Source organism: Enterococcus sp. AMC1251 (assembly GCF_058216535.1).
The window spans coordinates 3,327,017-3,351,597 of the sequence record NZ_CM177098.1; the positions used below are offsets into that span (position 1 = coordinate 3,327,017).

At 35.6% G+C, this 24,581-nt stretch carries 20 protein-coding genes and 2 pseudogenes; 8 read left to right on the plus strand and 14 right to left on the minus strand.

Annotated elements, in window-relative coordinates; all coding sequences use genetic code 11:
• Positions 1-7: 7 nt before the first annotated feature.
• Positions 8-658, plus strand: a complete 651-nt coding sequence (gene pgmB, locus AC4BBR_RS15730; RefSeq protein ID WP_490460413.1) for a beta-phosphoglucomutase — start codon at positions 8-10, stop codon at positions 656-658.
• Between the two features lie 53 nt (positions 659-711).
• Here pgmB and AC4BBR_RS15735 read toward each other — a convergent pair whose 3' ends face one another.
• Positions 712-1,227 carry a ClbS/DfsB family four-helix bundle protein gene (locus tag AC4BBR_RS15735; protein WP_490460414.1) on the minus strand — a complete coding sequence of 172 codons (516 nt, stop codon included), beginning with the start codon at positions 1,225-1,227 and terminating at the stop codon, positions 712-714.
• A 125-nt stretch (positions 1,228-1,352) separates the two neighbouring features.
• On the opposite strand from AC4BBR_RS15735, the gene AC4BBR_RS15740 reads away from it, so the two are divergent.
• Positions 1,353-2,150 carry a MerR family transcriptional regulator gene (locus AC4BBR_RS15740; RefSeq protein ID WP_490460415.1) on the plus strand — a complete coding sequence of 266 codons (798 nt, stop codon included), beginning with the start codon at positions 1,353-1,355 and terminating at the stop codon, positions 2,148-2,150.
• A 186-nt stretch (positions 2,151-2,336) separates the two neighbouring features.
• Here AC4BBR_RS15740 and AC4BBR_RS15745 read toward each other — a convergent pair whose 3' ends face one another.
• From AC4BBR_RS15745 to AC4BBR_RS15765, 5 genes and pseudogenes are all read right to left on the minus strand, one after another.
• Positions 2,337-3,623, minus strand: a complete 1,287-nt coding sequence (locus tag AC4BBR_RS15745) for an LPXTG cell wall anchor domain-containing protein (protein ID WP_490460416.1) — start codon at positions 3,621-3,623, stop codon at positions 2,337-2,339.
• 118 nt (positions 3,624-3,741) lie between these two features.
• Entirely contained in the window at positions 3,742-5,172 is a 1,431-nt protein-coding gene (locus tag AC4BBR_RS15750) for an amidohydrolase (RefSeq protein ID WP_490460417.1), read from the minus strand.
• A 65-nt stretch (positions 5,173-5,237) separates the two neighbouring features.
• Positions 5,238-5,450: pseudogene (locus AC4BBR_RS15755) on the minus strand (L-serine ammonia-lyase, iron-sulfur-dependent, subunit alpha); the annotation flags it as partial.
• 170 nt (positions 5,451-5,620) lie between these two features.
• Positions 5,621-6,817 carry an MFS transporter gene (locus AC4BBR_RS15760; RefSeq protein ID WP_490460418.1) on the minus strand — a complete coding sequence of 399 codons (1,197 nt, stop codon included), beginning with the start codon at positions 6,815-6,817 and terminating at the stop codon, positions 5,621-5,623.
• 199 nt (positions 6,818-7,016) lie between these two features.
• Positions 7,017-9,362: a helix-turn-helix domain-containing protein gene (locus AC4BBR_RS15765; protein WP_490460419.1), complete on the minus strand. Its 2,346-nt coding sequence runs from the start codon at positions 9,360-9,362 to the stop codon at positions 7,017-7,019.
• Between the two features lie 134 nt (positions 9,363-9,496).
• On the opposite strand from AC4BBR_RS15765, the gene AC4BBR_RS15770 reads away from it, so the two are divergent.
• The 4 genes and pseudogenes from AC4BBR_RS15770 to AC4BBR_RS15785 all read left to right on the plus strand — a co-directional run.
• Positions 9,497-9,640, plus strand: a complete 144-nt coding sequence (locus AC4BBR_RS15770; protein ID WP_490460420.1) for a hypothetical protein — start codon at positions 9,497-9,499, stop codon at positions 9,638-9,640.
• Positions 9,616-9,684 carry a hypothetical protein gene (locus AC4BBR_RS15775; RefSeq protein ID WP_490462138.1) on the plus strand — a complete coding sequence of 23 codons (69 nt, stop codon included), beginning with the start codon at positions 9,616-9,618 and terminating at the stop codon, positions 9,682-9,684. The genes AC4BBR_RS15770 and AC4BBR_RS15775 overlap by 25 nt, the downstream gene beginning before the upstream one ends.
• Before the next feature lie 254 nt (positions 9,685-9,938).
• Positions 9,939-10,274, plus strand: coding sequence for a DeoR/GlpR family DNA-binding transcription regulator (locus tag AC4BBR_RS15780; protein ID WP_490460421.1), 336 nt, complete (start codon positions 9,939-9,941; stop codon positions 10,272-10,274).
• 174 nt (positions 10,275-10,448) lie between these two features.
• Positions 10,449-10,766: pseudogene (locus AC4BBR_RS15785) on the plus strand (family 1 glycosylhydrolase); the annotation flags it as partial.
• A gap of 102 nt (positions 10,767-10,868) precedes the next feature.
• Here AC4BBR_RS15785 and AC4BBR_RS15790 read toward each other — a convergent pair.
• Positions 10,869-12,053 carry an IS110 family RNA-guided transposase gene (locus tag AC4BBR_RS15790; RefSeq protein ID WP_490460422.1) on the minus strand — a complete coding sequence of 395 codons (1,185 nt, stop codon included), beginning with the start codon at positions 12,051-12,053 and terminating at the stop codon, positions 10,869-10,871.
• 317 nt (positions 12,054-12,370) lie between these two features.
• Between AC4BBR_RS15790 and celB the strand changes: the two genes are divergently transcribed.
• Positions 12,371-13,717 (plus strand): PTS cellobiose transporter subunit IIC, encoded by a 1,347-nt coding sequence (gene celB / locus AC4BBR_RS15795; RefSeq protein WP_490460423.1) that lies wholly within the window; start codon positions 12,371-12,373, stop codon positions 13,715-13,717.
• A gap of 96 nt (positions 13,718-13,813) precedes the next feature.
• Here celB and AC4BBR_RS15800 read toward each other — a convergent pair whose 3' ends face one another.
• The 7 genes from AC4BBR_RS15800 to AC4BBR_RS15830 form a co-directional block, all read right to left on the minus strand.
• Positions 13,814-14,767, minus strand: a complete 954-nt coding sequence (locus AC4BBR_RS15800; protein ID WP_490460424.1) for an RnfABCDGE type electron transport complex subunit D — start codon at positions 14,765-14,767, stop codon at positions 13,814-13,816.
• Positions 14,767-16,056: an electron transport complex subunit RsxC gene (gene rsxC / locus AC4BBR_RS15805; protein ID WP_490460425.1), complete on the minus strand. Its 1,290-nt coding sequence runs from the start codon at positions 16,054-16,056 to the stop codon at positions 14,767-14,769. Before rsxC ends, AC4BBR_RS15800 begins: the two co-directional genes overlap by 1 nt.
• A gap of 487 nt (positions 16,057-16,543) precedes the next feature.
• Positions 16,544-17,515 (minus strand): ribose-phosphate diphosphokinase, encoded by a 972-nt coding sequence (locus AC4BBR_RS15810; protein ID WP_490460426.1) that lies wholly within the window; start codon positions 17,513-17,515, stop codon positions 16,544-16,546.
• Between the two features lie 220 nt (positions 17,516-17,735).
• A complete protein-coding gene (gene yydJ, locus AC4BBR_RS15815) occupies positions 17,736-18,452 on the minus strand; it encodes a YydJ family epipeptide exporter permease subunit (RefSeq protein ID WP_490460427.1) in 717 nt (238 codons plus the stop codon).
• A gap of 4 nt (positions 18,453-18,456) precedes the next feature.
• On the minus strand, positions 18,457-19,089 hold the full coding sequence (gene yydI / locus AC4BBR_RS15820) for a YydI family epipeptide exporter ATP-binding subunit (protein WP_490460428.1): 633 nt from the start codon (positions 19,087-19,089) through the stop codon (positions 18,457-18,459).
• Between the two features lie 138 nt (positions 19,090-19,227).
• On the minus strand, positions 19,228-19,845 hold the full coding sequence (locus AC4BBR_RS15825) for a hypothetical protein (RefSeq protein WP_490460429.1): 618 nt from the start codon (positions 19,843-19,845) through the stop codon (positions 19,228-19,230).
• Between the two features lie 311 nt (positions 19,846-20,156).
• Complete coding sequence (locus AC4BBR_RS15830) at positions 20,157-20,264, minus strand: epipeptide YydF family RiPP (protein ID WP_490460430.1); 108 nt, start codon at positions 20,262-20,264, stop codon at positions 20,157-20,159.
• A 345-nt stretch (positions 20,265-20,609) separates the two neighbouring features.
• On the opposite strand from AC4BBR_RS15830, the gene AC4BBR_RS15835 reads away from it, so the two are divergent.
• Entirely contained in the window at positions 20,610-24,395 is a 3,786-nt protein-coding gene (locus tag AC4BBR_RS15835) for a 5'-nucleotidase C-terminal domain-containing protein (RefSeq protein WP_490460431.1), read from the plus strand.
• Positions 24,396-24,581: the final 186 nt, after the last annotated feature.

Here is a 24,581-nt window from a genome sequence, read left to right on the forward strand (position 1 = left end):
AATACACATGAAAAAAGGCTTTGTTTTTGACTTAGATGGCGTGATTACTGATACTGCGAAATTCCATTATATAGCTTGGAAAAATTTAGCTCGCAGTCTTGACATTACAATCGATGAAGTATTCAACGAAACATTAAAAGGAATCAGCCGCATGGATTCTTTGGATAAAATTTTAGCTTATGGACAAAAGGAAAATGATTTCACTACAGCTGAAAAAGAAGTTTTAGCAAAAATGAAAAATGATGAATATGTTAAACTTCTGGCGGATCTTTCTGCGTCAGACTTATTACCAGGCGTTCACGACTTTTTAGTTCAAGCGAAAGAACGGAATATTCCCTGTTCGATTGCTTCCGCTTCTAAAAATGCACCGATGATTTTAGAAAAATTAGGCGTGCTTGGTTTCTTCGGGCATATCGTTGATCCAGAAACGCTAAAAAAAGGTAAACCTGATCCAGAAATTTTCATAAAAGCAGCAGAAAGTATTGATGTTGCGCCAAAAAATGCAATAGGATTTGAAGATGCACAGGCGGGAATCGAAGGAGTCAAAGCAGCTGGAATGTATGCTGTAGGGGTTTCCGCCACTGAAACTTTAGTCGGTGCTGATTTACAGGTTCTTTCCATGACAGAGTTAGACATCGAACAGCTGATCAATCAATAAAAACAAAAAAAGAAGTAGCAACGAACCTAGATGCTACTTCTTCTTTTATATGTTCATGATGATAAAACTAATTTTTTCCACTTGCGAATCTTAGTTCGAAAGTTGGTAAACGGAGCAACAGTATTGACATGTACCCATTTATATAAGGGCCACATCGCTTTAGTTGTAGCATAATCTCGCTGACCTGCTTCAAATATTTCCTCATCAGAAAGGGTCTCTAGCCATGCGCATACCTCAGCAACAGACGCTCTCAACATTTTTCTTTGTTCTGCAATACTATATTTACCATATTTTTCATAAAATGACTGATACAACCCACCTAGATTATTCCATTTATAACCGGGAGCAGGAGTTTCCACGGTTTTTCCTGATTGCTCATCTTTTTCCCATTGAAGAATCAAATTCACCCAACCTAGCTGATAAGACAAATTTTCAGACGGCGTTTTATCTACTTCTTCGATCCGCTCATGCTTTAAAGCTTCTGGTACTTGTTCAAATTCTTCATCGTACTTCTCATATCTTTTTTTTATTTCGATAATCATTTCCTGTTTATTTTCATATGCGCGCATAATCATGCTCCTTTCATATATCCTTATCTTTAGTTTAAACCTTGCCACAATGTCAACGTCAAGGGTATAGTTACAAACAAGAGTATACTAATTACAAATCAAACTATTTATACTAAGGAGAAAAAATGTTTAAAATTAGCGAGTTTTCTGAATTAACACGTATCAGCCCACGCATGCTCAGATACTATGATAAACTTAATTTATTAAAACCTATGATTATTCAAAAAGAAAATGGCTATCGCTATTACTCTCCTGAACAAATCAGTCAGGCAAATCAAATTCTTTCACTTAAAAATATTGGAATTCCACTAAAAGAAATCCCAATATTTTTAGATAACGAAGATTCTCAAGGCGATTATTTAATTAAACACAGAAACGTTTTAGAAACGGCATTAGCCGAAAAAAAACTCCAACTTGCTTATTTAGATTTATTGGAAGAAAGGAATACAACCTCGAAAATTAAAGAAATGAATTATCCTATAGAAGTGAAGCGTATGAATGATATGTTCATTCTTGCACATCGAGAGAACGTAGCTTCTTATTATCATGAAGAGCAGCTTTGGCAGAAATTATTTTCTAAAATAAGACCGCAAGATCGAACTAAATTAGGTCAGTCTATCGCCGTTTTCCATGGTGATGATCCTGAAATCTTAGATATTGACGTTATGGTTAGTATTCCTGAAAAGCTCAAAGAAATTTATCAAGATATAAAAATATTCTCACCAGGACTAATTGCTTCTGTTGTTACTAATGGTTCGTACTCAACTATGCCTAAGGTTCATGAGGATATGCGTGAATGGTTCAGACTACATAAATATGTACGTTCTGGAAATATATTTACTATTTATCATTCTAGTCCTGCAACCGAGCGCAACGAGAAACTTTATATTACAGAGGTTTGCTATCCCATAAATTGTAATTGATTATTCCTAAATTTTTATGGATACTAAATGATAATTTAACTATCAAAAATAAGTTGTGGAGAAAGTAACCTTTACCTTTTCCCACAACTTATATAATGAATTCCGACTTATTTTTCAGAGCTAGACACGCCCGTATCAACATCAGTCCAGTTTCTTCTCTTACAAATTCGTTGCATTTTTTTATCCCTATTTCAATGATTCTTTTTTATACCAGCCTAAAACAGTCAGAATCACAAGGAACAATCCCATAACCCATGCCACATTCCCACTCGACTCATTAGTTGCTGGTAATTGTTTGCCTACAGGTTTTGTTGTTCCCACAGGTTTTGTTGTTTCAGCAGGCTTTGTTGAATCAGTGGTATTTTCGGTAATTTTCACCTCGACTACTTTTTCGCCTTCTTCTACATAAAACTCATAACCTGGATATTTTTCAGCCAGTTTTTTCATTGTTTCATCTGACCAGTTATAATTATACGTAAATGATGTCGTTCCTGCTTTTAGCGCTTTCCAGTTTCCTGCTGGATCAATTTCAATGATTGAAGGATCCTTCATAGATACAGCAAACGAACCTGTAGCATCTTTTATTCCTTCAAGCGGTTTCACCTTGAGTTGTCCAGTTTCACCAACTTCTCCATTAATAGAAGTCACATCAATTTTTGGTGTGATGTTTAAGCTTCCAGCAGGCTTCACTTCTACTTTAATAACACTAGCAATATCTCGTGCCATCAAGGTACTGCCTGGATTTTTGTCTTGAATTTCTTTGTATGATTCTTTTGAAAGTTCAAAATTTAGAATGAACTCCGTCTTTCCAGTTTTTAAAGCTGTCCATTTTCCATCTGCATCTACAGAGATAATCCCTTTATCATTATCTGGAATATAAGCTGTATATGTCCCTTTTAAATCACTCACACCGCCCATAGGTGCTACTTTAAATTGCCCAGTTTCACCTATTTTTGCACTGATTGTTCCAACATTGAAATTGGGCGTGATGTCGACATACTTTTCTTTTTCTGCCGTTACTTCAACTGGAATTTCTTGAACAATATCCTTTTTGACTAATTTGTAACCAGGATATTTGTCTTGAATTTTTTGTAGTGATTCTTTATCCCATTCAAAATCCAAGGTTGCTGTTGTTTTTCCCAGTTTTAATCCTTTCCATTGACCTTGATCGTCGATTGAAAGAATGCTTTGATCAGCGACTGTTGTTTTAAACGTCCCTTTAAGATCTTTCATTCCCTCAATTTGTTCAACTTCCAAAGTTCCTTTTCCACCAACAAATGTTTTGATCTTTTGGATTTTGAAGTTTGGTGTAATATCGATTTGTTTTTTCGCTTCGGTATTTTCAGTTTTTGTTTCAGATGTTTTAGTCGTTTCAGCTTTATAGTTACCCTCTGTAGCAAATGAAACCGTTGAAAACGATAAACATATTGAACTAAACAAGATTCCCAACACCAAGCCTTTTATTTTTTTCATCAATTGTTACCCCCTTTTTTATTATAATCGATACACTTTAATCTTACCAAATTCTCATCATTAGAGCAATCACTGTTTTACAAAAAATACATGCCGAGGACAAACAGCCTGATTATTGTCATTTCGGCATTACATCAGCTGGAATAGCAGATTGATATTTTTTACCTCCGACTGTCGCTTGATGCTCCACTTTTGCTTGTGCTACTAATTCAGGATTTGTCAGTAGATCATAAGCTGTGGTTGCGATTGTTTTCCCAGCTGCCAACAACCCTTTATGAGCTACAGAAGATTTACCATTAGCCACCCATTGCCAAGAATGGGGAGGCGTTCCTTGCGGTTCACACCCCACTAATACTTGAGCAGTGGGACAAACCCAACTAACATCTCCCACATCCGTTGAACCAGAAGTTTCTTCTGAGAAAACTAATGGCCTGATTTGATCTAAGATTGGCATTGCACCAAGTCTTTGAATTTCTTCTTCACTTGCTGTTGGATTGTTCTGTCTTGCTCGAGTTATTAAATTTGCTTTCGTTACTTCATTTAAACTGTCGTAATATCGTTGACTATATTCTTGATCTTCTGTTGTTAAGTTCAACTTGCCAAATTCTTTAAAGTTTTCATACATTGCTGTAGTAACTGCTTGATTCGGCAAATAATTGGCACAAGCCGAGTCAAACACGATTTCAAGCTTTGTTTCCGTCATTAAAGCCGCACCTTCTGCGATTTTGTTGACTCGTTTGTATATTTCTTCTGCTTGTGCTAGTTTTGGCGCACGAATAAAGTAGTACAAACTAGACGTTGGCTGAACCACATTTGCCGATTCCCCGCCAGCATCCATAAAGGCATAGTGAACACGCCCTTCATCAATGATATGTTCTCTTAAAAATTGAACACCGATATTCATTAATTCTGCTGCATCAAGCGCACTCCTACCTTGTTCAGGATCTGATGCGGCATGCGCTGAAACACCTTTAAAATTGTAATAAATCTGGTAAACCGCCAAACTACTAAGTCCCCAAGCCATACTCGTATCCATTGGATGCCAAGAAAGAGCAACATCCAAACAATCAAATACACCATCTCTTGCCATAAAAGCTTTCCCATAACCACTTTCTTCAGCGGGACAGCCAAATAACTTAATTGTTCCTGATAATTTCTCTTTTACCATAAAATCTTTCACACCGATCGCTCCAGCCAACGCACCAATTCCCAATAAATTGTGACCACATCCATGTCCATTTCCGCCTTCAAATTCAGCTTTTTGCTCTCCTAAATCAGCAACTTGACTTAGGTTACCTAAAGCATCATATTCCGCTAAAATTCCAATCACAGGATTGCCACTGCCATAAGTAGCTACAAAAGAATGTTCCATATTAGCCACACCTTTTTCAATTGAAAATCCTTCTTTTTCTAGAATTTCTAGAAAAGGTTTTACAGATTTTATTGTGGCAAACCTTGTTTCAGGTGTTCCCCAAATCTTATCCGCTGCAGTGATAAATTGGTCTTTTTTTGCATCGATTAATTCTGAAATTTGTTGTTTTGCATCCATCTTAGTTTTTCCTTTCTTGATTATATTCGCTCTCTTATAAAGTTAAATCCTGATACATTATTAGCTTATTGATTGATTCCAAATAACTCTTTGGCGATTCTTTTGCCAGTTTTTGTTCCAGCTAATCCCTCGATTCCCGTCTCACGAATATCGGCGGGGATCTCACTTTCAATTCCTGCTAAAGCCATTTCTGCTACACTGATAGTGTTTGAAGTTCCTCCTGCATTTCGTTTGACGCAAGTGATCTCTACTAACCCCGCAACTGGATCGCAAGCTAAAATGAACCGAAAAAAGTCACGACCATTTTTTTAGTTATTCGCTTGTAAAATTTTCTTGCCATATTGCTGTTTTTGACTGTGCCAGCCGTATGAGAGCTAGATAGATAGACCGACCATGATTGGGCCGATGATTTCAAAAGCACTTTTGTATGTTAATTTTTTGTCTGACATCACGATTCTTTTTTCACTCCTAATACACAGAATCCACAAAGCAGACTTGCTACTGCCATAAAACCGAATGCTAACGTAAATGAACCGCCAGCAGCTTTGATTAACTGACCTAAAATCAATGGTGCCAAAAATCCACCCAATGTCCCCCCAGTATTGATGATGCCTATTGAAGAACCAATAATCGATGGATCCATGATTTTGTGTGGCCATGTAAAGATTGCTGTAAAAGCACTCACCGAAACCATACTTACTGCGATCAAGCTAACCATTGATAATACTAAATTATTCGAAGCAACAAAAGCGGCCACTAAAACCGCAGCTAAAACAGTTGCACTAAGGATAAATATACGTTCTTTTCCTAAAAATAGTTTCGATAATAATACTCCTGCAAACATTGTTGCTGCGGTTTGAAAGACTGCATTGACTGCTAATAAATACCCAATAGTTTTAATGTCGATCGCAAATTTTTGCGCTAAATAACTTGGTAGCCAAGACATGTTTCCATATAATAAAAAGTTCAGCAACAACATTGCAACAAACAAAACTAAGACGTTGCGGTTCGAGATTACTTGCCTAAATTGAATTTTCGGCTTATTCGTAGCATTAACTTTTAAACGAATAGCTTGACTAGGAACAAATACAGCAACGAGAATCAATGCCACCGCAAATAATGTTCCTAGCGCTATATAGCCATAACGCCAATTTGCATTGATTAAGTTCGTCCCTAAGGTAAAGGCTAAAATTCCACCAATTCCTGATGTTGATAGAATCAACGATTGTACAAACGTTCTTCGTTCTTGCGGAAAATTATCTGCAATCGCCTTTGAACAACTTGGCGGATAACCACCGTGACCAACTCCGGCAAAAAAACGGATAACCATAAACAGCATCAAACTGCTAACAGCCCCAAAAGCAAATGAAAAAATTGAAATAATTGCTAGTGACAACATTAATACTTTTTTAGCTCCAATTTTATCTGCTAACCACCCTCCAGGAATTTGCATCAATGAATACCCTAGAAAAAAGAAGGACATAACCATGCCTGTTTGACCCGCATCCAAATTAAACTCTTTCGCTATTGGTAAAACAGCTGTAGAAATCATACTTTTATCCATGTAAATCATCGAATAGCCTGCCATTAAAGCAAGAATCAACCCTACACTACTATTTGTTACTTTTTCAACTTGTGTTTCCATTTTTCCCCTCCATTGTCAAATCAAAAAAAAAACGTTTTCTTAACTTTCATTATACGAAATATTTTACAAATAAAAATAACCTTACTTGCTAAATAGGGTACGGATATTTTTAATATAACGAAATATAAAAATAAACAACAAAAAAAGAATCGCCTTTTTTGCTTTCTCATAAATTAATTCCCAGTCATATACATCTTAATTAATACAACGGCTGAAACAAATACAACTGACATGCATTCAGCGTCAAGGTCGTTTCCAACTCATAGCCAAACGAGTCGATGCGTTCATTTTTCAATTCAAATTTAGGAGCAATCTTCTGCTCCAAATATTTCTGCAATTCATGGTCTAACTCCGCTTGTCCACCAATTCTAATCCAATCATTATAAATTCCACCATGATCTTTATCCAAGGTGTACTCTCGAATCAAATAGTTCCCCACTGGAAGGTTACTTAAATGAATTTTGATTTTCTTTGTCTGATACTGAACTTGAAATGTATCTACCGAATAGAGCGGATCTAAATAGCTAGAATTGTATAACAAAAGCTGATACTGACCTTGATTTCGTGTCAAAATATACCCATCTCCACTAGCAAGTAATTCCCCTTTTAAATGAGTCAAAAAGCGTAGTGAAAAAAATAGTGGTCGTCGTAACTCTTCATATAGAAAAACAGATAAACTACTGTCTTCTCTTGTATGCGTCTGTCGTTCTTTCACCTTAATATTCAACCAAAAGGCAATGCCTGTGACCTCTTTTGACAGCTCAACAATCGACTCTAAAATCAGCGCTGAACGAAAAAAAGTACCTGAAAAAGTGTTACCTTCACCAACTAATGTATTCCAGTCCGTTAAAAATAATTCAGGAGACCAATTAAAAAAAACCGTCTTTTCTTCTTCAATAACAGACTTTACTCTATTCAAAATTGCTCGTTGATACTCTTTAAAACGCAGTGCATGTTCATCTTTGATCAACAGTGTTGCGTATGGATCAGCATGAAAACTAATAAAGTCTGGTAAACAATATTGTTTTCCTTGTTCTAAAATAAATGCTTGATATTGCTGATATTCTTTTTCATCTAGTGAGCGCAGTGACATCAACCCTAATTTACATTTAGGTGCCCACTGTTTCAACTTGCGGTAAAAATAATTATACCCCCAATGATTTGCTTCATTCCAAAATCCACTAATTTTAGGCAACGACCATTGAATATACCATTGATTTATTTCCTCTCTACTATAGCGATTCAGAAAGTGACGAATGATTTTCAACTGCTTATCACACCATAACTGAACAGCTCTTTTTTCAGTATACTCTTCTGGCAAATAAAGTTGAATCATCGGTTTCAATTGAATCTTCACTAAAAAATCAAACCATTGATTATTTAAAATGTATTCTGAAACTAATAAAACATCGTCTTCAAAATTTGTTTCTTCGCAAAAACCTTCAAATTGAATCAAATCAAAAGCCAAATCTTTTTGCAAAATACATAATTCCCGCTGTACCCCATTCGCTAAACCTTCTCGAGCAGGACCAATTTTTATAATTTTTTTATTATTATAATAATTTGGCTGAGGCTCCTTGGGCAAAACCAATTTCAGCCGTTTTTCAATTGTCGCGTGCTCATCTTCAATATCTTTTTCTGCTAAATATTTCGCCAATTCCTGCAATGCAGCTGCACCCGATATTTCTTGATAATCCTCTTGTTCTGTTGATGGTTTCTTTATATCGTTAGTTACAGTATATGTTTTACGGTAATTTGCAGGTGTTAGCCCGTATTGTTTTTTAAATACTTGATGAAACGTTTTAGCGTTAGAAAAGCCACTATTTAAAGCTACTCTAATCACTGAGTGAGAGGTCAAAACCAATGATTCAGCGGCATGCATCGAACGAATTTGATTTAAATATTCAGTAAACGTAATCCCTAGTTGCTTTTTAAAGGTGCGAGATAGATGATAATAGGAGATTCCACTTGATTCTGCTAGCATTTCTAATGAAATAGGCTGATCATAATTTTTTTGAATATGACCTAACAATTGATTCAGTCGCTCATCTGCTATTTCAGTCGTCAATTGTGGGACTGGAATAGCTTCTTTTTTGAATCCTTTGATCAATTGTGTCAGAACTGTAAAAAAATGTTGATAACTCTCTAAATCTCTCGTTTCGTTTGGCTCAAAGTAAGCGACCATCAATTGAACCAACGCCTTACGTAACTGCTGAAATTTTTCGTTCTCGATTATTTCCATTTTATTTGAAGACAAACACTCAAGATCAGGAAGCCAGTTTTCTTTAAATTGCGAGGTAATTGGCGTTTTAGAAATCCGTAAAACCAACAACAGATTCTTCTGTGAACTCTTGATTTGAAATGGTTCCCGTGGATTGATGACCAACAAATCATCCACATTTAGCAAATAATCTTTTTCCTTGATGGTTACTATTATACTACCGCTGAGCATAAGAAAAAGTGTTAAATACTCACTGATTTGCAGCGGCGCATAATTGACCTTCATCAACGTTAAATGAAATGGAAATAGTTTGGATTCTTCCATAAAATTACCTCCTCTTAATTTTTTTCTGACTTATTTAACAAAATATAGCATCAAATCCTTAGTAAAACAAGCTGTCTTTTTAGTGAAAAATTGTCTATACTATGGATAATTAAAAAAATAATGGGGGGATAAAGATGAAAAAGAGTCAGGGCGATGCGTTTAAACGACGTGAAAATTTGATTGAACAATTGAAAAAAATGAAAAGTCTGACGGTTAAGGAGCTAGCTGACTTTTTTACGTTTCACCTGTTACGATTAAACGAGACCTATTGTTTTTAGAAAAGAAAAAGATGATCGAACGTTTTGTTTTTACGGCGGTGTAAAATTAATTCAAAACCAGGCATCATTACAGCAACCTACGCAAGAAAAAAACCATTTCCTATAGTAAATTTCGTTGAAGAAATCTCTGTTTCTTTATCAAAAGAAACACTTATTTTTGTTGGAGCTGGACGTTTTTCCACAGCTATTATTCTAGCGTTATCAATTTTTAACATCACTATTTTGACGAATGGATGCTGTTGCGCTTTCCATCAATCACCACAAGAAAAAAGCACTCATTTTGATTAGCGGAGGTGAGTTGGAAAAAGATACAAATGCTCTTGTTGGTGATTTTGCTACTTACTCTTTTACTAAAACCAGCGCTGATTTGTGTATCATCAAAGCAGCTAGATTTAATGCACATGAAGTAACGACTAAAACATTGAACGAATCATTCATTTATCGCACAATGATCCAGCACACAAAAGGACAAAAAATCGTTTATACACCTTCTAGTAATATAGAAACAGCCAGCTCATTTATGATCGATCGTACGTTTCTATTTGATACATTATATACAGACTCAGCCATCGCATCTACTATTTTGTTACGCTATCCAGCACAAGGAATCTCCATTAAAGTGTTAATTGAATAAAAAAGGGTTACTGTAAGAGTTAGTTTTTTAGTAAAATAACGAAATAGAGTCACTCAAACTGTTCATAAATTTTTTTCATGAACAGTTCTTTTGATTATCTTGAATTTATTCAGACGATCACTTATTCTAAAAACAAAGAAAACGCTTTATAGAATAGATAGAATGGAGAAAATAATGACACATATATTTCCAGAAAATTTCCTATGGGGTGCATCAATTTCCGCCCATCAAACAGAAGGTGCTTATAACATTGACGGCAAAGGTTTAAGTGTACAAGATACACGTCCAAGAGATAATCATGAGATCGCTGATTTCACAGTAGCCGTAGATCACTATCAACATTACAAAGAGGATATTCGTTTGTTAGCTGAGATGGGAATCAAGATTTTCCGTTTCTCGATTGCTTGGACACGAATTTACCCAAATGGACGAGGAGAAATCAATCAGAAAGGATTACAACATTATAGCGATGTTATTGATGAGTTAAAGAAAGACTAACTATAAGAAGTCAAGTAAAGAATAAAAGAATTAGTCCAAAATTTAATAACAAAAAAGTGCATAACAAATAAGAGAAAGCAAAGGTATTTTTTTGAGTTACATTCGTATTTCGTAAGGTTCGTTCTTTTTGAGAATCGCATGAACGATGTAACATAACTTTCTGGAAACTGCTCCAAGAGCTGTGAGGTGGTGTTTCCCTTCAGAACGTTTCTTTTCGTAGAAGGCTTTAAGAACAGGATCATGTTGTACTGCAATTAAAGCAGCTGAAAATAAGGCTTTTCTAAGATAAGGGGAACCACGTTTACTCATAACGTTATGTGTTGCTTGATATTGACCAGACTGAGAAACAGTCGCGTCTAGACCAGCGTATGCGACTAATTTTGTAGGATTGGAAAATTTACTAATGTCTCCAATTTCCCCAAGAATAGTAGCGCCATTGATTGGTCCGATCCCTGGGATCGTTTCAATGACAGAATGCAGAGTAACCATGATTTTTTTGATTTCAGTTTCAGTATCTTTAATTTGGGCTTCCAGAAATTTAAGTTGTTCAATCATTGATCGTAATTGGAAAGTAAAGGTCTCTTGAGCAAAAGTAATACCAAAAGATCGACTCGCAGCACTTTTTAAGGCATTGGCTTTATCTATCCCTAAACGATTGTGACTCGCTTCTTTAAGTAGTTTCGCAAGAGTATTCGCAGAGATATCATGGAGTGTTTCAGGAGAACTAAATTCAAGTAAAATTTCTTTTGATGCTTTACCAAAAACACCTGATTTACCGAATACTGAGTCATACTCAGGGAAAACTTGGTCTAATACGGCAATGATTTTACGTTTAAAGTCACTCGCTGTCCCAACTAGATAAGTACGATAACGGGAAAGCTGTTTAAGAGAAAAAATATTTTCATCAGAGAGTGTCGTTTCAACAAAGGAACCGAAGCGAATCAGATCTGCAATTAAAACTGAATCAATAATATCATTCTTACGTTTACGAATTTCTGTCCCTTTACGCCACCCATCCGTTTGGATGGGGTTAAGAACATGAATTAAAAACTCTTTTTCATGTAAGTATGAAAAAACCGTTAACCAATAATGACCGGTAGCTTCCATATCTACAGTAAAATCATCTGATGAAGAAGAAAAATCATGAATTTTTCCAAGTAATTTTTCTCCACCTTCAATGGTATTCGGAAAAGAAAATCCTTTAAGAACAACCTTTCCTTCATCATTCATGATTGAAGCAACATGGGAACGTTTCCCAATATCAATTCCAATGTAGAACATAATTATACCGCCTTCATAAGGATTTGGATTGAAATCCACTCAACTGAAAAGCGTTACTACCTTGTTCTAGATACGGAGTAAAGCCAGAAGGCTTTCAACATCTAACTCATTCGTAAACAGCTAAACAGAGAGAGGTGTCAGTCTTTCGATGACGAGCTCATAGACTCAAGGAGAAAACGACATAGCCTCTCAATCCAGTAATTATATTATCTCAAATTTATTGAGTTAATACCTAATGAAAAATAACAATGGTTCATAAGGTTATCCACTAAAATCAGAAGATTAAAACCTTAAATATAATATACAAGGAGAAAAAGATGAATAAAGTATTTACGTTTTTGGAAACAAAATTGATGCCACCTTTGAATAAAATTGCGAACTTGCGCTTTATCCGAGCGATTATGCAGGCTGGGATTATTACTGTACCTTTTACGATTGTCGGTTCGATTTTTTTGATCATCAATAATTTGCCGCAGATCATTCCACCATTAGCACCGTTTTTTGAACATACGATTTTGAAATTTGCGCCGATTTATAGTGTGGCGACCACAATGTCGATCGGCTCGATCGCAATTTTTTACTGTTTGGCAACTGCTTATTATTTAACGGATATTTATCGAAAAGAAGAAAGTGACGGGCTGAGTAGTTTTGTTGGAGCGATTTTAGGGCTGTTTGCTTTTTTGATGACGATTGTCCAAACAGATATCGTCGACGACGGTGCCCAGCTGATTCAATCAGAAAGTGAAACATCGATTGTTTATAATGGGATTGCACTTGGTGGATGGGTCACTCGTTTTAGCGGTGTTGGGATTTTTATTGGGATCATCACGGCTGTGATTGCGACTCAAATTTATCGTTTTTGTGTGAAAAAAAATATTGCGATTCGGATGCCTGAAGGAGTTCCTGATGGGGTAAGTAAAGCTTTTGCTTCATTGATTCCTGCTATTTTTATTGCATTTGTGATGTTGTTTATCAATACGATTTTGGCTGTGTTCCATACTGATTTACATGAGTTGTTGTCAAAACCATTTGAGTTTGTTAAAGATTTGACGGGTTCTTGGTTAGGGATTATTGTAATTATGTTATTGATCCATCTGCTTTGGGCCGTTGGGGTTCATGGGACTGCTGTTATTAAAAATAGTTTTATCAACCCGATTTTACTCGTTGCATTGACTGAAAATGTGAATGGCGGAACCAATATTTTTGCTGGAGATTTTATTAATATGTATATCTTCATCGGTGGTGCTGGTAGTACGCTCGGCTTGGTTTTACTGATGATTTTTGTAGCAAAATCTGATCAACTGAAGGTACTTGGTAAAGCGGCCGTGCTTCCTGGTTTATTCAATATCAATGAACCAGTGATTTTCGGGGCACCGATTGTTTATAATCCGTATTTGATTATTCCGTTCATTGTGACGCCCTTGATCAATGTGACGATTGCTTATTTTGCTTCTTCTGTTGGGTTCGTGAATAAAGTGATTACTGGAATACCTTGGATTTCTCCTGTGGGAATCGGGGCATTTCTGGGAACTGGCGGAGATTTTCGAGCGGTGTTGATTGCGTTACTTAATTTAGCCGTTTCGATTGTTTGTTATTATCCGTTTTTTAAGATGTATGATGGAAAATTGTATGGTGAACAGATGGCCGCTACGAAAAAAAATTAGTTAACAGTAAATAAAAAAGATAGCAGTTCTGTTACAGAAACTGTTATCTTTTTTCATAATATCATCATCTTTTGGCAATGAACACTAGCTACAAAATCATTCCCCGTAAATCCTAGAGACTGTATATTTATTGATCAAAGGCGTCAACAAGTTCATCACTAAAATCGCCACACCAATCCCGCCGGGCAAATCAATACAAATCCTCAATACTGCCGCCAAAACACCACAGCCTATCGCAAAAATATATTTCCCTTTATCAGTCAACGGTGAAGTCGTATAATCTGTCACCATAAAGACCGCAGCAAAAATCAACGCACCACTTAACAAATGAGCATTTGCAAAGGAAAAATCAAATGAACTATACAACAAAATAGCCACATAAAATGATCCCAACGTAAAAACAGGAACCAACGGATTGATGATTTTGCGTGCAATCAAATAAATCGCTGATAAAAGCAACGCAAACTTACAGGTCTCCCCAATCGGACCGCCTAAGCCCACTCCCATAAACAAATCAAACAAATCGGGTGTCGTTGGAGAAACCTCTTTAGCAAAGTGTCCTAAATCAACCAATGGCGTCACTGTTGTCACAATATCCGGTTGGGGCGTAACCCAGTTCGTAATCCACGGCGAGAAAAACAACTTCAACAACACACGTGCTGCTACCGCAGGATTTAACCAATTTCTTCCTATTCCACCAGTAAATTGTTTTACAACAACGATCGCAATAAAATCCCCGACAAGCAGCGTCCACAACGGTGCTGTGACAGGTAATGTCAGTGCTAAAAGCCAACCTGTGATCACTGCACTATAGTCCGTTATCGTCACTTTCTTCCAAACGATTTTCTGAAAAGCAAACTCAAGCCCGACACATGCAACAATACTTACAACCACCATTACTAAAGACCTTAATCCAAAAAAATAAGTTGCTGCAATTGTTGGAAATACTAAAGCGATCAATACTTGCTGCATGATCCACTGAGAGGTCCATTTTTCTCTAATATGAGGGCCCATAAATGGTCCTGTACTTGTATATTCTTTATTTACCATCATCGACTCTCCAATACTTTTTGCTTTGCTGCTCGAATATCACCTAAAATATCGATTTTTGACGGACAAATGTACGAACATGCGCCACAATCGATACAATTCAACACACCTAGTCGTTTAGTTTCTTCGATATTTCCTGCTCGATACGCATTACTGATGGAAATCGGTTGTAAATTGACGGGACAAGCATTCACACATTCTGAACAGCGAATACAATTTTTTTCTTTAGGTATATTCGCTTCTTCTCCAGTCAAGGCTAAGATCAAAGATGTTGTTTTGGTTACTGGTTCATCCAAATTTTGAATAACTTTCCCCATCATTGGTCCACCATTGATCAGTTTCATCGGACTCTCAATAAAGCCGCCACAGGCTTCAATGACATGCTCGATTGGTGTACCGATTCTTACACGTAAGTTCTGAGGTTGTTTGATTGGTGTACCTGAAATGGTAACCACTCGATCAATCAACGGTCGGTTCTCTTTCAATGCATGAAACGTCGCTAATACAGTAGAAACATTCATGATTCCAACGTTTAAATCGATTGGTAATTTACCAGCTGGCAGTTCTTTTTTGAGAACAGCTTTAATAACAATTTTTTCTGCTCCTTGTGGATAGTGATTCGGTAAAATTTTTAACTTGATTCGATCGTTATCAATTTTGACTTTCAGTTTTTGGATTGCTTCTTCCGACGAGCTTTCTATCGCAATCACACATTGCTTGACGGACAGTCTTTCCTGAAGCATACTAATTCCTTCGATAAAATCATTCATTTGTTCAATAATAATTCTTCTGTCAGCTGTCACAAAAGGTTCACATTCAACAGCATTTACAATCAACGTTTCCATTTGCTGATCTTCTTTCAAAAGAAACTTTACATCTGTTGGGAAACCTGCTCCACCCATTCCAACGATTCCGTTGTTTTTGATCGTCTCCACTAAACGCTCATGATCTAACTTTGGTATTTCATATGTATCTTTAAAATCATTTTTGATAATCACAACTGACACTTCTACTGTTCCGATGATTCGTTGCTCAATCTTTTCAACTGTTCCCGAAATTGAGCTATGTATGTTGGCTGAAATCAAGCCATCTTTTTGCCCAATCAATGTTCCTATTTTTACTTTTTGCCCGATAGAAACAATGATTTTAGCTGGTTTACCGATGTGCATATTCATTGGTAAAATAATCTGCTTCGGAGCGTTTAGCTCTTTAATTGATTCCAATTTTGTTGGCCGTTTATTTTTGGGAACCATTACGCCTCCAAGTTTTCTTTTTATCCTAAAAAGCATTACTTTATCTCCTTCTGATTAGAAATTCTCCATTTATCTGTAAATAAAAAAATAGTAGCCTAACGCAATCACAACAACAATTAATTGTGTCGTTAGACCTATAATTTCATATTTTTCTCTTTTCATGTTTACTCCTTTTACATGTCTATTTTTTCTAAGTACAACTATATTTTACTCATTAAATTTAGCATAACATCAAATTTTCCCCCTCAAAATTATTTTTTTCCGCTAATTGCCGAAAGATGAACTTGCGATTCTTTCCAAGAGCTAACAGTTATTCTTATTTTTAATAAATAAAATCAATAAACCGTTTTCTATTTGCTATTACTAAGTACCGGGTCTTTATTTGTTTAAGTGAAAAATTTAAAAATCAATTTTTTCCTGTTATAAAACTAATATTGACATTTTTCAAAAAAATAAATAAACATTAGTTTTCTGCATTTTTCCATACAGAAAACTAATGTTTATCGATTTTTAACAATTAATTTTAACGACGTTTCGTTTCAAATAAAGGACTAACTGGTTTGTTTTCATGGATACGTTTAATCGCATCACCAATTAATTCACTAACACTAATCTCATCAATTTTATCGATTTTACGATCATCAGAAAGGTAGATAGAATCCGTTACAACTAAACGTTTAATAGCAGAATCTTCAATACGCTGTAAAGCCGGTCCCGATAAAACTGGGTGTGTACATGAAGCATACACTTCTTTTGCGCCCGCTTCTTGTAATGCGTTAGCAGCTAATGAAATTGTCCCAGCTGTGTCGATCATGTCATCGATCAAGACACATATTTTGCCTTCTACATGTCCAATAATGTTCATCACTTCCGCAACATTCGCTTTTGGACGACGTTTGTCGATGATTGCAATCGGTGCTTTCAAGTATTCCGCAAGTTTGCGGGCACGCGTCACACCGCCATGGTCAGGAGAAACAACGACAACGTCATCTCCTTGAATGCCGTGTTCCATAAAGTAATCTGCAATCAATGGAGCGCCCATCAAGTGATCCACTGGAATATCGAAGAATCCTTGAATTTGAACGGCATGTAGATCTAATGTCAACATTCTAGTTGCTCCTGCTTTTTCAAGCATATTTGCTACAAGTTTCGCTGTGATCGGTTCACGGGCACGCGCTTTACGATCTTGACGTGCATAACCATAATAAGGCATCACAACGTTGATTGTTTTTGCACTAGCACGTTTTAACGCATCAATCATGATCAATAATTCCATCAAATTATCATTGACAGGACTGCTTGTTGATTGGATGATATAGACGTGAGAGCCACGAATACTTTCTTCAATATTTACTTGAATTTCACCATCACTGAATTGAGTGACAGAAGATTTCCCTAATTCTACACCGACAGCAGCAGCGATTTTTTCCGCTAATGGTCGATTCGAGTTAAGAGAAAAAATTTTCAATCTAGGATCAAAATAATGTTTTGACATGAGGACCTCCACTTTCTTTTACTGAACAATAGTTTCCCTATAAATAGTAGTCACTTTTTCAAAATAAATCAAGTGATTTTTGTATTCTGTTATCATTTAGTAATAATCAGCTTAATTTTTTATCAAAATAGAAAACTCTTAAACAAATTCACGTTTATTTATAGCGATTTCAGTATCTTGACTAGTTTAGGTAAGTACCTCCCATCAATTAATTCATTCATTATCTTGTTCCTAATACAAGCCAACGCTTATTATTTAGTTTAACAATCACTATACTTAGAATTGCTATTACAGATATATATATATAGATGGTCAGATTATCTTCAATGCCTAAAAATAGATCAGTACTTTCTAAAAATGAACCTACTTTTCCATATAAATCATTGGATGCGTCAAAGATAGCAAAAAAGCGAAGTGTCCCCCCAATCGATACAAATACAACTGTAACGATCCAGTAAAGCAAGCTAAATCCTATCGATAATAGTACGTTTGTCATTAACAAACTAATCAAAGAAACAATCAATATATACTGAATCGCAACCATTGAAAATAAGTAAAACATTTGCAGAAAAACTGAAAATTCTTTAAAAACAGCAGAAATAATTAAAAGTATACTAAAAATTATTCCTACGGTCTCAATAACTAACGTCAAGACCTTTTTACTATAAAAAGTCAAGCTATTATCATTCATCATTCGATAAAATAAAATAGTTTTCCCAGAATATTCTTTATTAATAAAAAATGCGACTAAAAAGGCAAACATCAAAAAACCAAACTGTGTAAATACTGTATAGGTGCTAAACAAATACTCTCGATAAGTCAAGCTGCTTACCTTATCAATTCCAACTGGTAAAATCCAACCCATTAAAAATATGGCTAGAATCACTGCTAGTAAAACAAATACTATTTTATTAGATATAGTTCTTTTTAATTCCAATTCATCACCCCTCAATATACGCTGTTATAACATCATCTTGCTGTTCAAAACTAGTCATTTTCAGCTCTTCAATGAGGTAGTAGTTCCCACCTAAGTTTTTTAAATCTGACAAGTTATGTGTAATATTTAAAATAAATTTTTCAGGTTGCTCGTCCACATATTTCTGTAAAAATAGATAAATATCGTTAATCGTTTGTTTATCAAGAGCATTCGTAATCTCATCAAAAACAATAATTGATTTATCTTCTAGCAAAAACGATAATAGTTTCAATTTTTGTTTTTGCCCATCACTCAACTGTCCAATCAACGCATCCATCGGTATATTTTCAATATGTAGAGAACTAGCCAGATGTTCAACAGAATCTGTCCCAAATCTTTTTTTCAAAATAGTTAACAATTCCTTGCTACTCAAATCATTGGGAACATTTGAAAAGCTTGAAATAATCGTAACGTTCTCACTTATTCCAGGAGATATTAAACCACTTGTATTTAAAAGTAAATCTTTAGCAAATTGTGATTTACCTACACCATTTTTCCCTAAAATATGATTTATTTTTCCCTTAACAAAAGAAAAATTGGTGTTCTCTAGTAATAATTTATTTTTTACTTTCAAATTATAATCATTAAACGTTAACAAAACACATCACCTCACAAAAACCAGCTAATGACCGTCCAAACCGCTAACAAAATACGAATACCTTGTATGGTTTCTACAATCATATGGTTCTTTCTCTTATTATCTAATTCATCTATATTAAACAACGTGATCAAAACTTTATAGCCATCTGAATTTAGTATTGGAAGTAAATTCCAAAGTAAGGCATATGAAAAAAATAAACGCACTATCAATTGTTTTACTACTAAAAAACAAAATATTCGCTATCTGAAATAGGTTGATTATCAAATAATTAGTCACTAACCCAGCAAGATGAACAACTATTTTTTCAGTTTTAGATAAAAGATAAACTTCATTCATTTCCACATAAACTGCAGGAAAAACATAATAATTCAATTTAATGCCTACTTTTTGATGCTTTCTCCCCATATAGTTTAAAGCCTTTATATACCCAATGTCGTGTGTAAATATATTAAACAAAAGATACCCAACTAAAAAAAGATACGCTAGATAGTCACTAATAGGGATTGCTTGAATACTAACATTAGCATGATTTAATAAAATAAGATTACCCACGAGTAAAAATACGAATAAAAAAACAAACATAACAAAAGACAAGCCATAGATTTGGGGAATACACTCTATTAGTGAACTTAATATTTGTTTTGGTAAATTATTAACGTCATTTTTTAAATACACGTTATTTTCTATATCTTTTATAAACACGTAATCTTCAACAAATATTTCATATTCATTATCTTTATAATATTTGCTCATAATATTCCCTCATGTATGGTGTAAATAGTTTTATATTCTCTTCCGATTTAAATAATTGGCGACAAATGGTACAGATAGATGGGAATTTATCTTCAATCTGTATATGAGAAAACTCTTGATTATTCATAACAACCTCAATAAACCATCTAAAACCTTCTTTTCTTAAACAAATACTTCACCACCCTATAATCACTACCACAACTAAATAAAAATTGGAGAGCTTTCAATTGAAAAATTTCAAATAGAAGCTCTCCGATTCTGCTACTTAGATCTACAGATAACGCCAGAAATTATTTCCCAGATCCTGCAATTCAAGCTCTGCCTTGCGACTTAACAAAATACCATAAGTTATTGACCTTAGCTAATTTTTCTGACTTTTCAACTAATTCTTTCATGAGTAACACTACATTGTGTATCATTTCACATTCTATGATAAATTGATTATATCAAAGTAAAATAAAATTGTAAATAACTTGTTATAATTAAGAAGCAATAACAATCATCAATAAAATCAAACAGATTATTATATACTATTTTGTTGAATATTATACTTATTTCTTTTTAAACTTCAAAGTCCATTATTATCTACATTTTCTAATGACAAGTTAATATATATGTATTATTATTATGAATAGGATCCATATTTAAAATGTATTCCAAATCATTATAGGTTGTGTTTTACTTCTCATTTTATGTTGCATCTAACGCACAACAAGATTGATGAAGCACTGTCTATCATTAATTATTCTTAGGGGGGGAATTTTGTGAAAAAGTCAGTTTTGAAAAAAGTACAACTTAGTTTACAGATCTTGATGCTTTCAACTTTATTAGTAGGTCCAAGTACAACTACTGCTTTAGCAATCGAAAATACGCTCAGTAGTGAAACTCCGATGAAGGATGTAACTGCTCCAGATCGTTCCACTGTTTCCAGTACGACGAAAAATGAAAGCGATAACACGCCCTCTTCCAAAGTAGAATCAATGAAAAATCTGCAAAAACTAACCATTTTAGGCACCTCAGATGTTCATGGTCAACTATGGGACTGGTCTTATGAAGAGGATAAACAAACACCAGTGGGACTTTCACAAGTCAGTTCTGTCGTAAAAAATATTCGTTCAGAAAATCCGAATGGGACTATTCTGATCGATAATGGTGATATGAACCAAGGCACAATTTTAACGGATGATTTGTATAATAAAGCTCCTTTGATTGACAAACCAAATCCAATGATCAAAGCCATGAATTACATGAAATATGATGCGATGGTTTTAGGGAATCATGAGTTTAATTTTGGTTTAGATTTAATCAAAAAACTTGATAATGAAGCAGAATTTCCAATCTTATCTGCTAACACATATATAAAAGACTCAAACAACCGATTTGTCGGCGGCACGATGAAAAAAGACATTGACTTAGATGGAGATGGAAATAAAGATTTAACTGTCGGTATTATCGGTCTGACAACACCGCAAATTCCATTATGGGACGGTGCTAAAGTTGAAAGTTTGTCTTTCAATCCATTGAAAGAAGAAGCAGAAAAAGCTGTAGCTGAATTAAAAAAAGAAACGGACATCATTGTCGCTTCGATCCACGCTGGACGTCAAAACTCTGATCCTGCTGCAAGTGCAGATCAAGTTATCACTAATGTCTCTGGCATCGATGCGTACATTTTAGGGCACGATCATCGCTCCTTCGCTGAAAAAATCCAAGGGCCAAATGGACTAGTTCCAGTAGCTGGACCTAAAGACACTGGTACAGAAATGATCAAAATCGACCTTGACGTTGAAAAAACTGGGGACAAATGGCACGTCAAAAATAGTGATGCAGCTATTGTAAATACCAAAACTGTTCCAGCAGATGAAGCATTGAAAGCTGAAACACAAGAATATCATGATAAAACGAGAGAATTCATTTCAGAAAAAATTGGAACAGCCACTGATGATTTTTTACCAGCAGAAGAAGTAAAAGGAATTCCTGAAGCTCAACTTCGTCCCACAGCAATGATTTCTCTAATCAATAATGTGCAACGAAAAGCAACAGGTGCACAACTTGCCGCCTCTGCTCTCTTTAAAGCGGACAGTAAACTAAATGCAGGGGATATTTCTTATTCCAATATTTTTGATATTTATAAATACCCCAACACATTAGTCAGTGTCAATATTACTGGAAAAAATCTACTGAAATACATGGAAAATCAGGCGGATTACTACAATACACCTGGACCTGATGATTTAACGATCAGCTTTAACGAAAAAATTCGCGTATATAACTATGATATTTTTTCAGGAATTTCTTATAAGATCGATATTTCTAAACCACATGGTGAACGGATTATCGATCCAACGATCGAGGGCAAACCAGTCGATCTTACAGCAAACTATACCATTGCCATGAATAATTACCGTTATGAAGGTTTACTAACACAGGGCATCGTTACAGGTGAACCTATAAAATCTACTGATCCAGAAACATTGCGTGGCTTAATTGCAGATTATATCCGAGAAAAACAAACCCTTGATCCAGCACAAGAAATCGAACAGAACTGGGAAGTGATCGGCTACCATTTCAATAAAAATTGGCGTGACCTAGCAGTCAAATTAGTCAATGACGGTACGCTGCAGACAGAACCCGCTGCAGATGGACGGACACCTAACGTTAAACCAATCACGAAACAAGATGTGCGCAATGCAGGGCATCAACCAGACTCAGAATCAATCACGATCATGCATACTAATGATGTACACGGGCGGTTAGAAGGAAATGGTAAAGACGTTTTAGGGATGGCACGTTTGAAGACCTATAAAAACATGATGAATCCCGATCTCTTGATCGATGCAGGCGATGTTTTCCAAGGCCTACCGATTTCTAATTTTTCTAAAGGCAAAGACATGGTCAAAGTAATGAATGAAGTTGGCTACGATGCAATAGCCGTTGGAAATCATGAATTCGATTTTGGTCTAAAAACTGCTCTGGAATATAAAGACGAGTTAAACTTCCCAATCTTATCCAATAATACATTCAGAGATGGAAATCTGGTCTTTGAGCCGTATACAATCGTTGAAAAAAGTGGCAACAAATACGCAATTATCGGCGTAACAACACCTGAAACAGCTACAAAAACACATCCAAAGAACATTGAAGGGGTGACTTTTGCTGATCCAATCGCTGAAACGAAAAAAACAATTCAATCAATCAAAGATTCTGGTGAAACGATTGCTGCATATGTTGTTACAGGACATTTAGGAATCGACGAAACCACACCTCATGAATGGCGTGGTGATACTTTAGCTGAGACCTTGAGCAAAGAATATCCCGATTTGAATATTACCGTTTTGGATGGACACTCTCATACAGCTGTCGATGGCGGAAAACACTTCGGAAATGTGATGTACACGCAAACTGGAAACTACTTGAATAATGTCGGTTTAGTTGATGTTGATTTGACAGATCTTAACAAAAAAAATGCTTCATTAACACCAGCGGAAACTTTAGCAGATCTAGAAGAAAACCCTCCAGTCAAAGCATTAGTTGATCAAGCTAGAGCAAGATTTGAAGAATGGGGATCAGAAGTTGTGATTGAAAATAACCCTTATCAATTCAATGGTGAACGTGATAACGTACGAACTAGAGAAACCAATCTCGGGAATCTGATTGGCGATGCTATGCTAGCTTATGGACAACACGGCTTCAATAATCAAACTGATTTTGCTGTAACAAATGGCGGGGGTATTCGAGCAAATATTGAACCTGGTAAAGTGACATTAGGAGATGTTATCGCTGTAATGCCGTTTGGTAATAGTATTTCTCAAATAAAAGTGACTGGAGCTGAGGTCAAAGAAATGTTTGAGCTTTCTCTTCGTTCAATGGCGCAAAAAGACGAAAATGGTAACATCATTTTAGATGACTACAATCAACCGAAACTTGGTGCAAATGGCGGTTTCCTTCATGTTTCAAGTACGATTCGTGTACACTATGATTCAACTAAGAAAGGTTCTTTACTGCCAGCGGATGAAGGCAATGGTACAGATAAAACCATTGTTGGAGAACGAGTACTGCAAATAGATATTCAAGACCGTACGACTGGAAAATTTTCACCAATCGATAAAAAAGCGACTTACTATATGGCAACGAATGACTTTTTAGCAGCTGGCGGTGATGGTTACGATATGTTAGGCGGCGAGCGTGAAGAAGGACCTTCTTTAGATACTGTCTTGATCGATCATCTAAAACAAGCAACAAACCTGCGTCTGTACGATGTCGCAACAAATATCGATCTTGCACAATACAAAGAAGCCTTTCCAGGCGAACGAATCATTTCCATTTCAGAAGCCGAATTTAATAAGAAAAACAAACCCGAACCTGTACCAAATCCAAAAGATCCAACGAAAATGAAACCAGATGAAATTAGAGTAGCTAAACCTGTCGGAAAAACAGCAGATTATCCCAAAATGGGTGAAACAGTTATTGCTTATGGTCGTTTAGGACTACTTATCATTGGTCTTTCTGGTTATAGTTTCTATGAATATAATCGTAAACGAAAAATAGGTTAACTCAAGAGCGTGGGACAAAACGAAAGATCAGTTTTGTTTCGCGCTCTAAATCTGAATAAACAGCGAGAAAAAAGCAGCTACTACGCTTCGCTCCGATCACATTGTTGTAAATCACGAAGAACAAAGTGATTCGATGATGCACAATACAAGGTGTCTGAAAGACACGTTGCTTCCGTTACTCTCTAA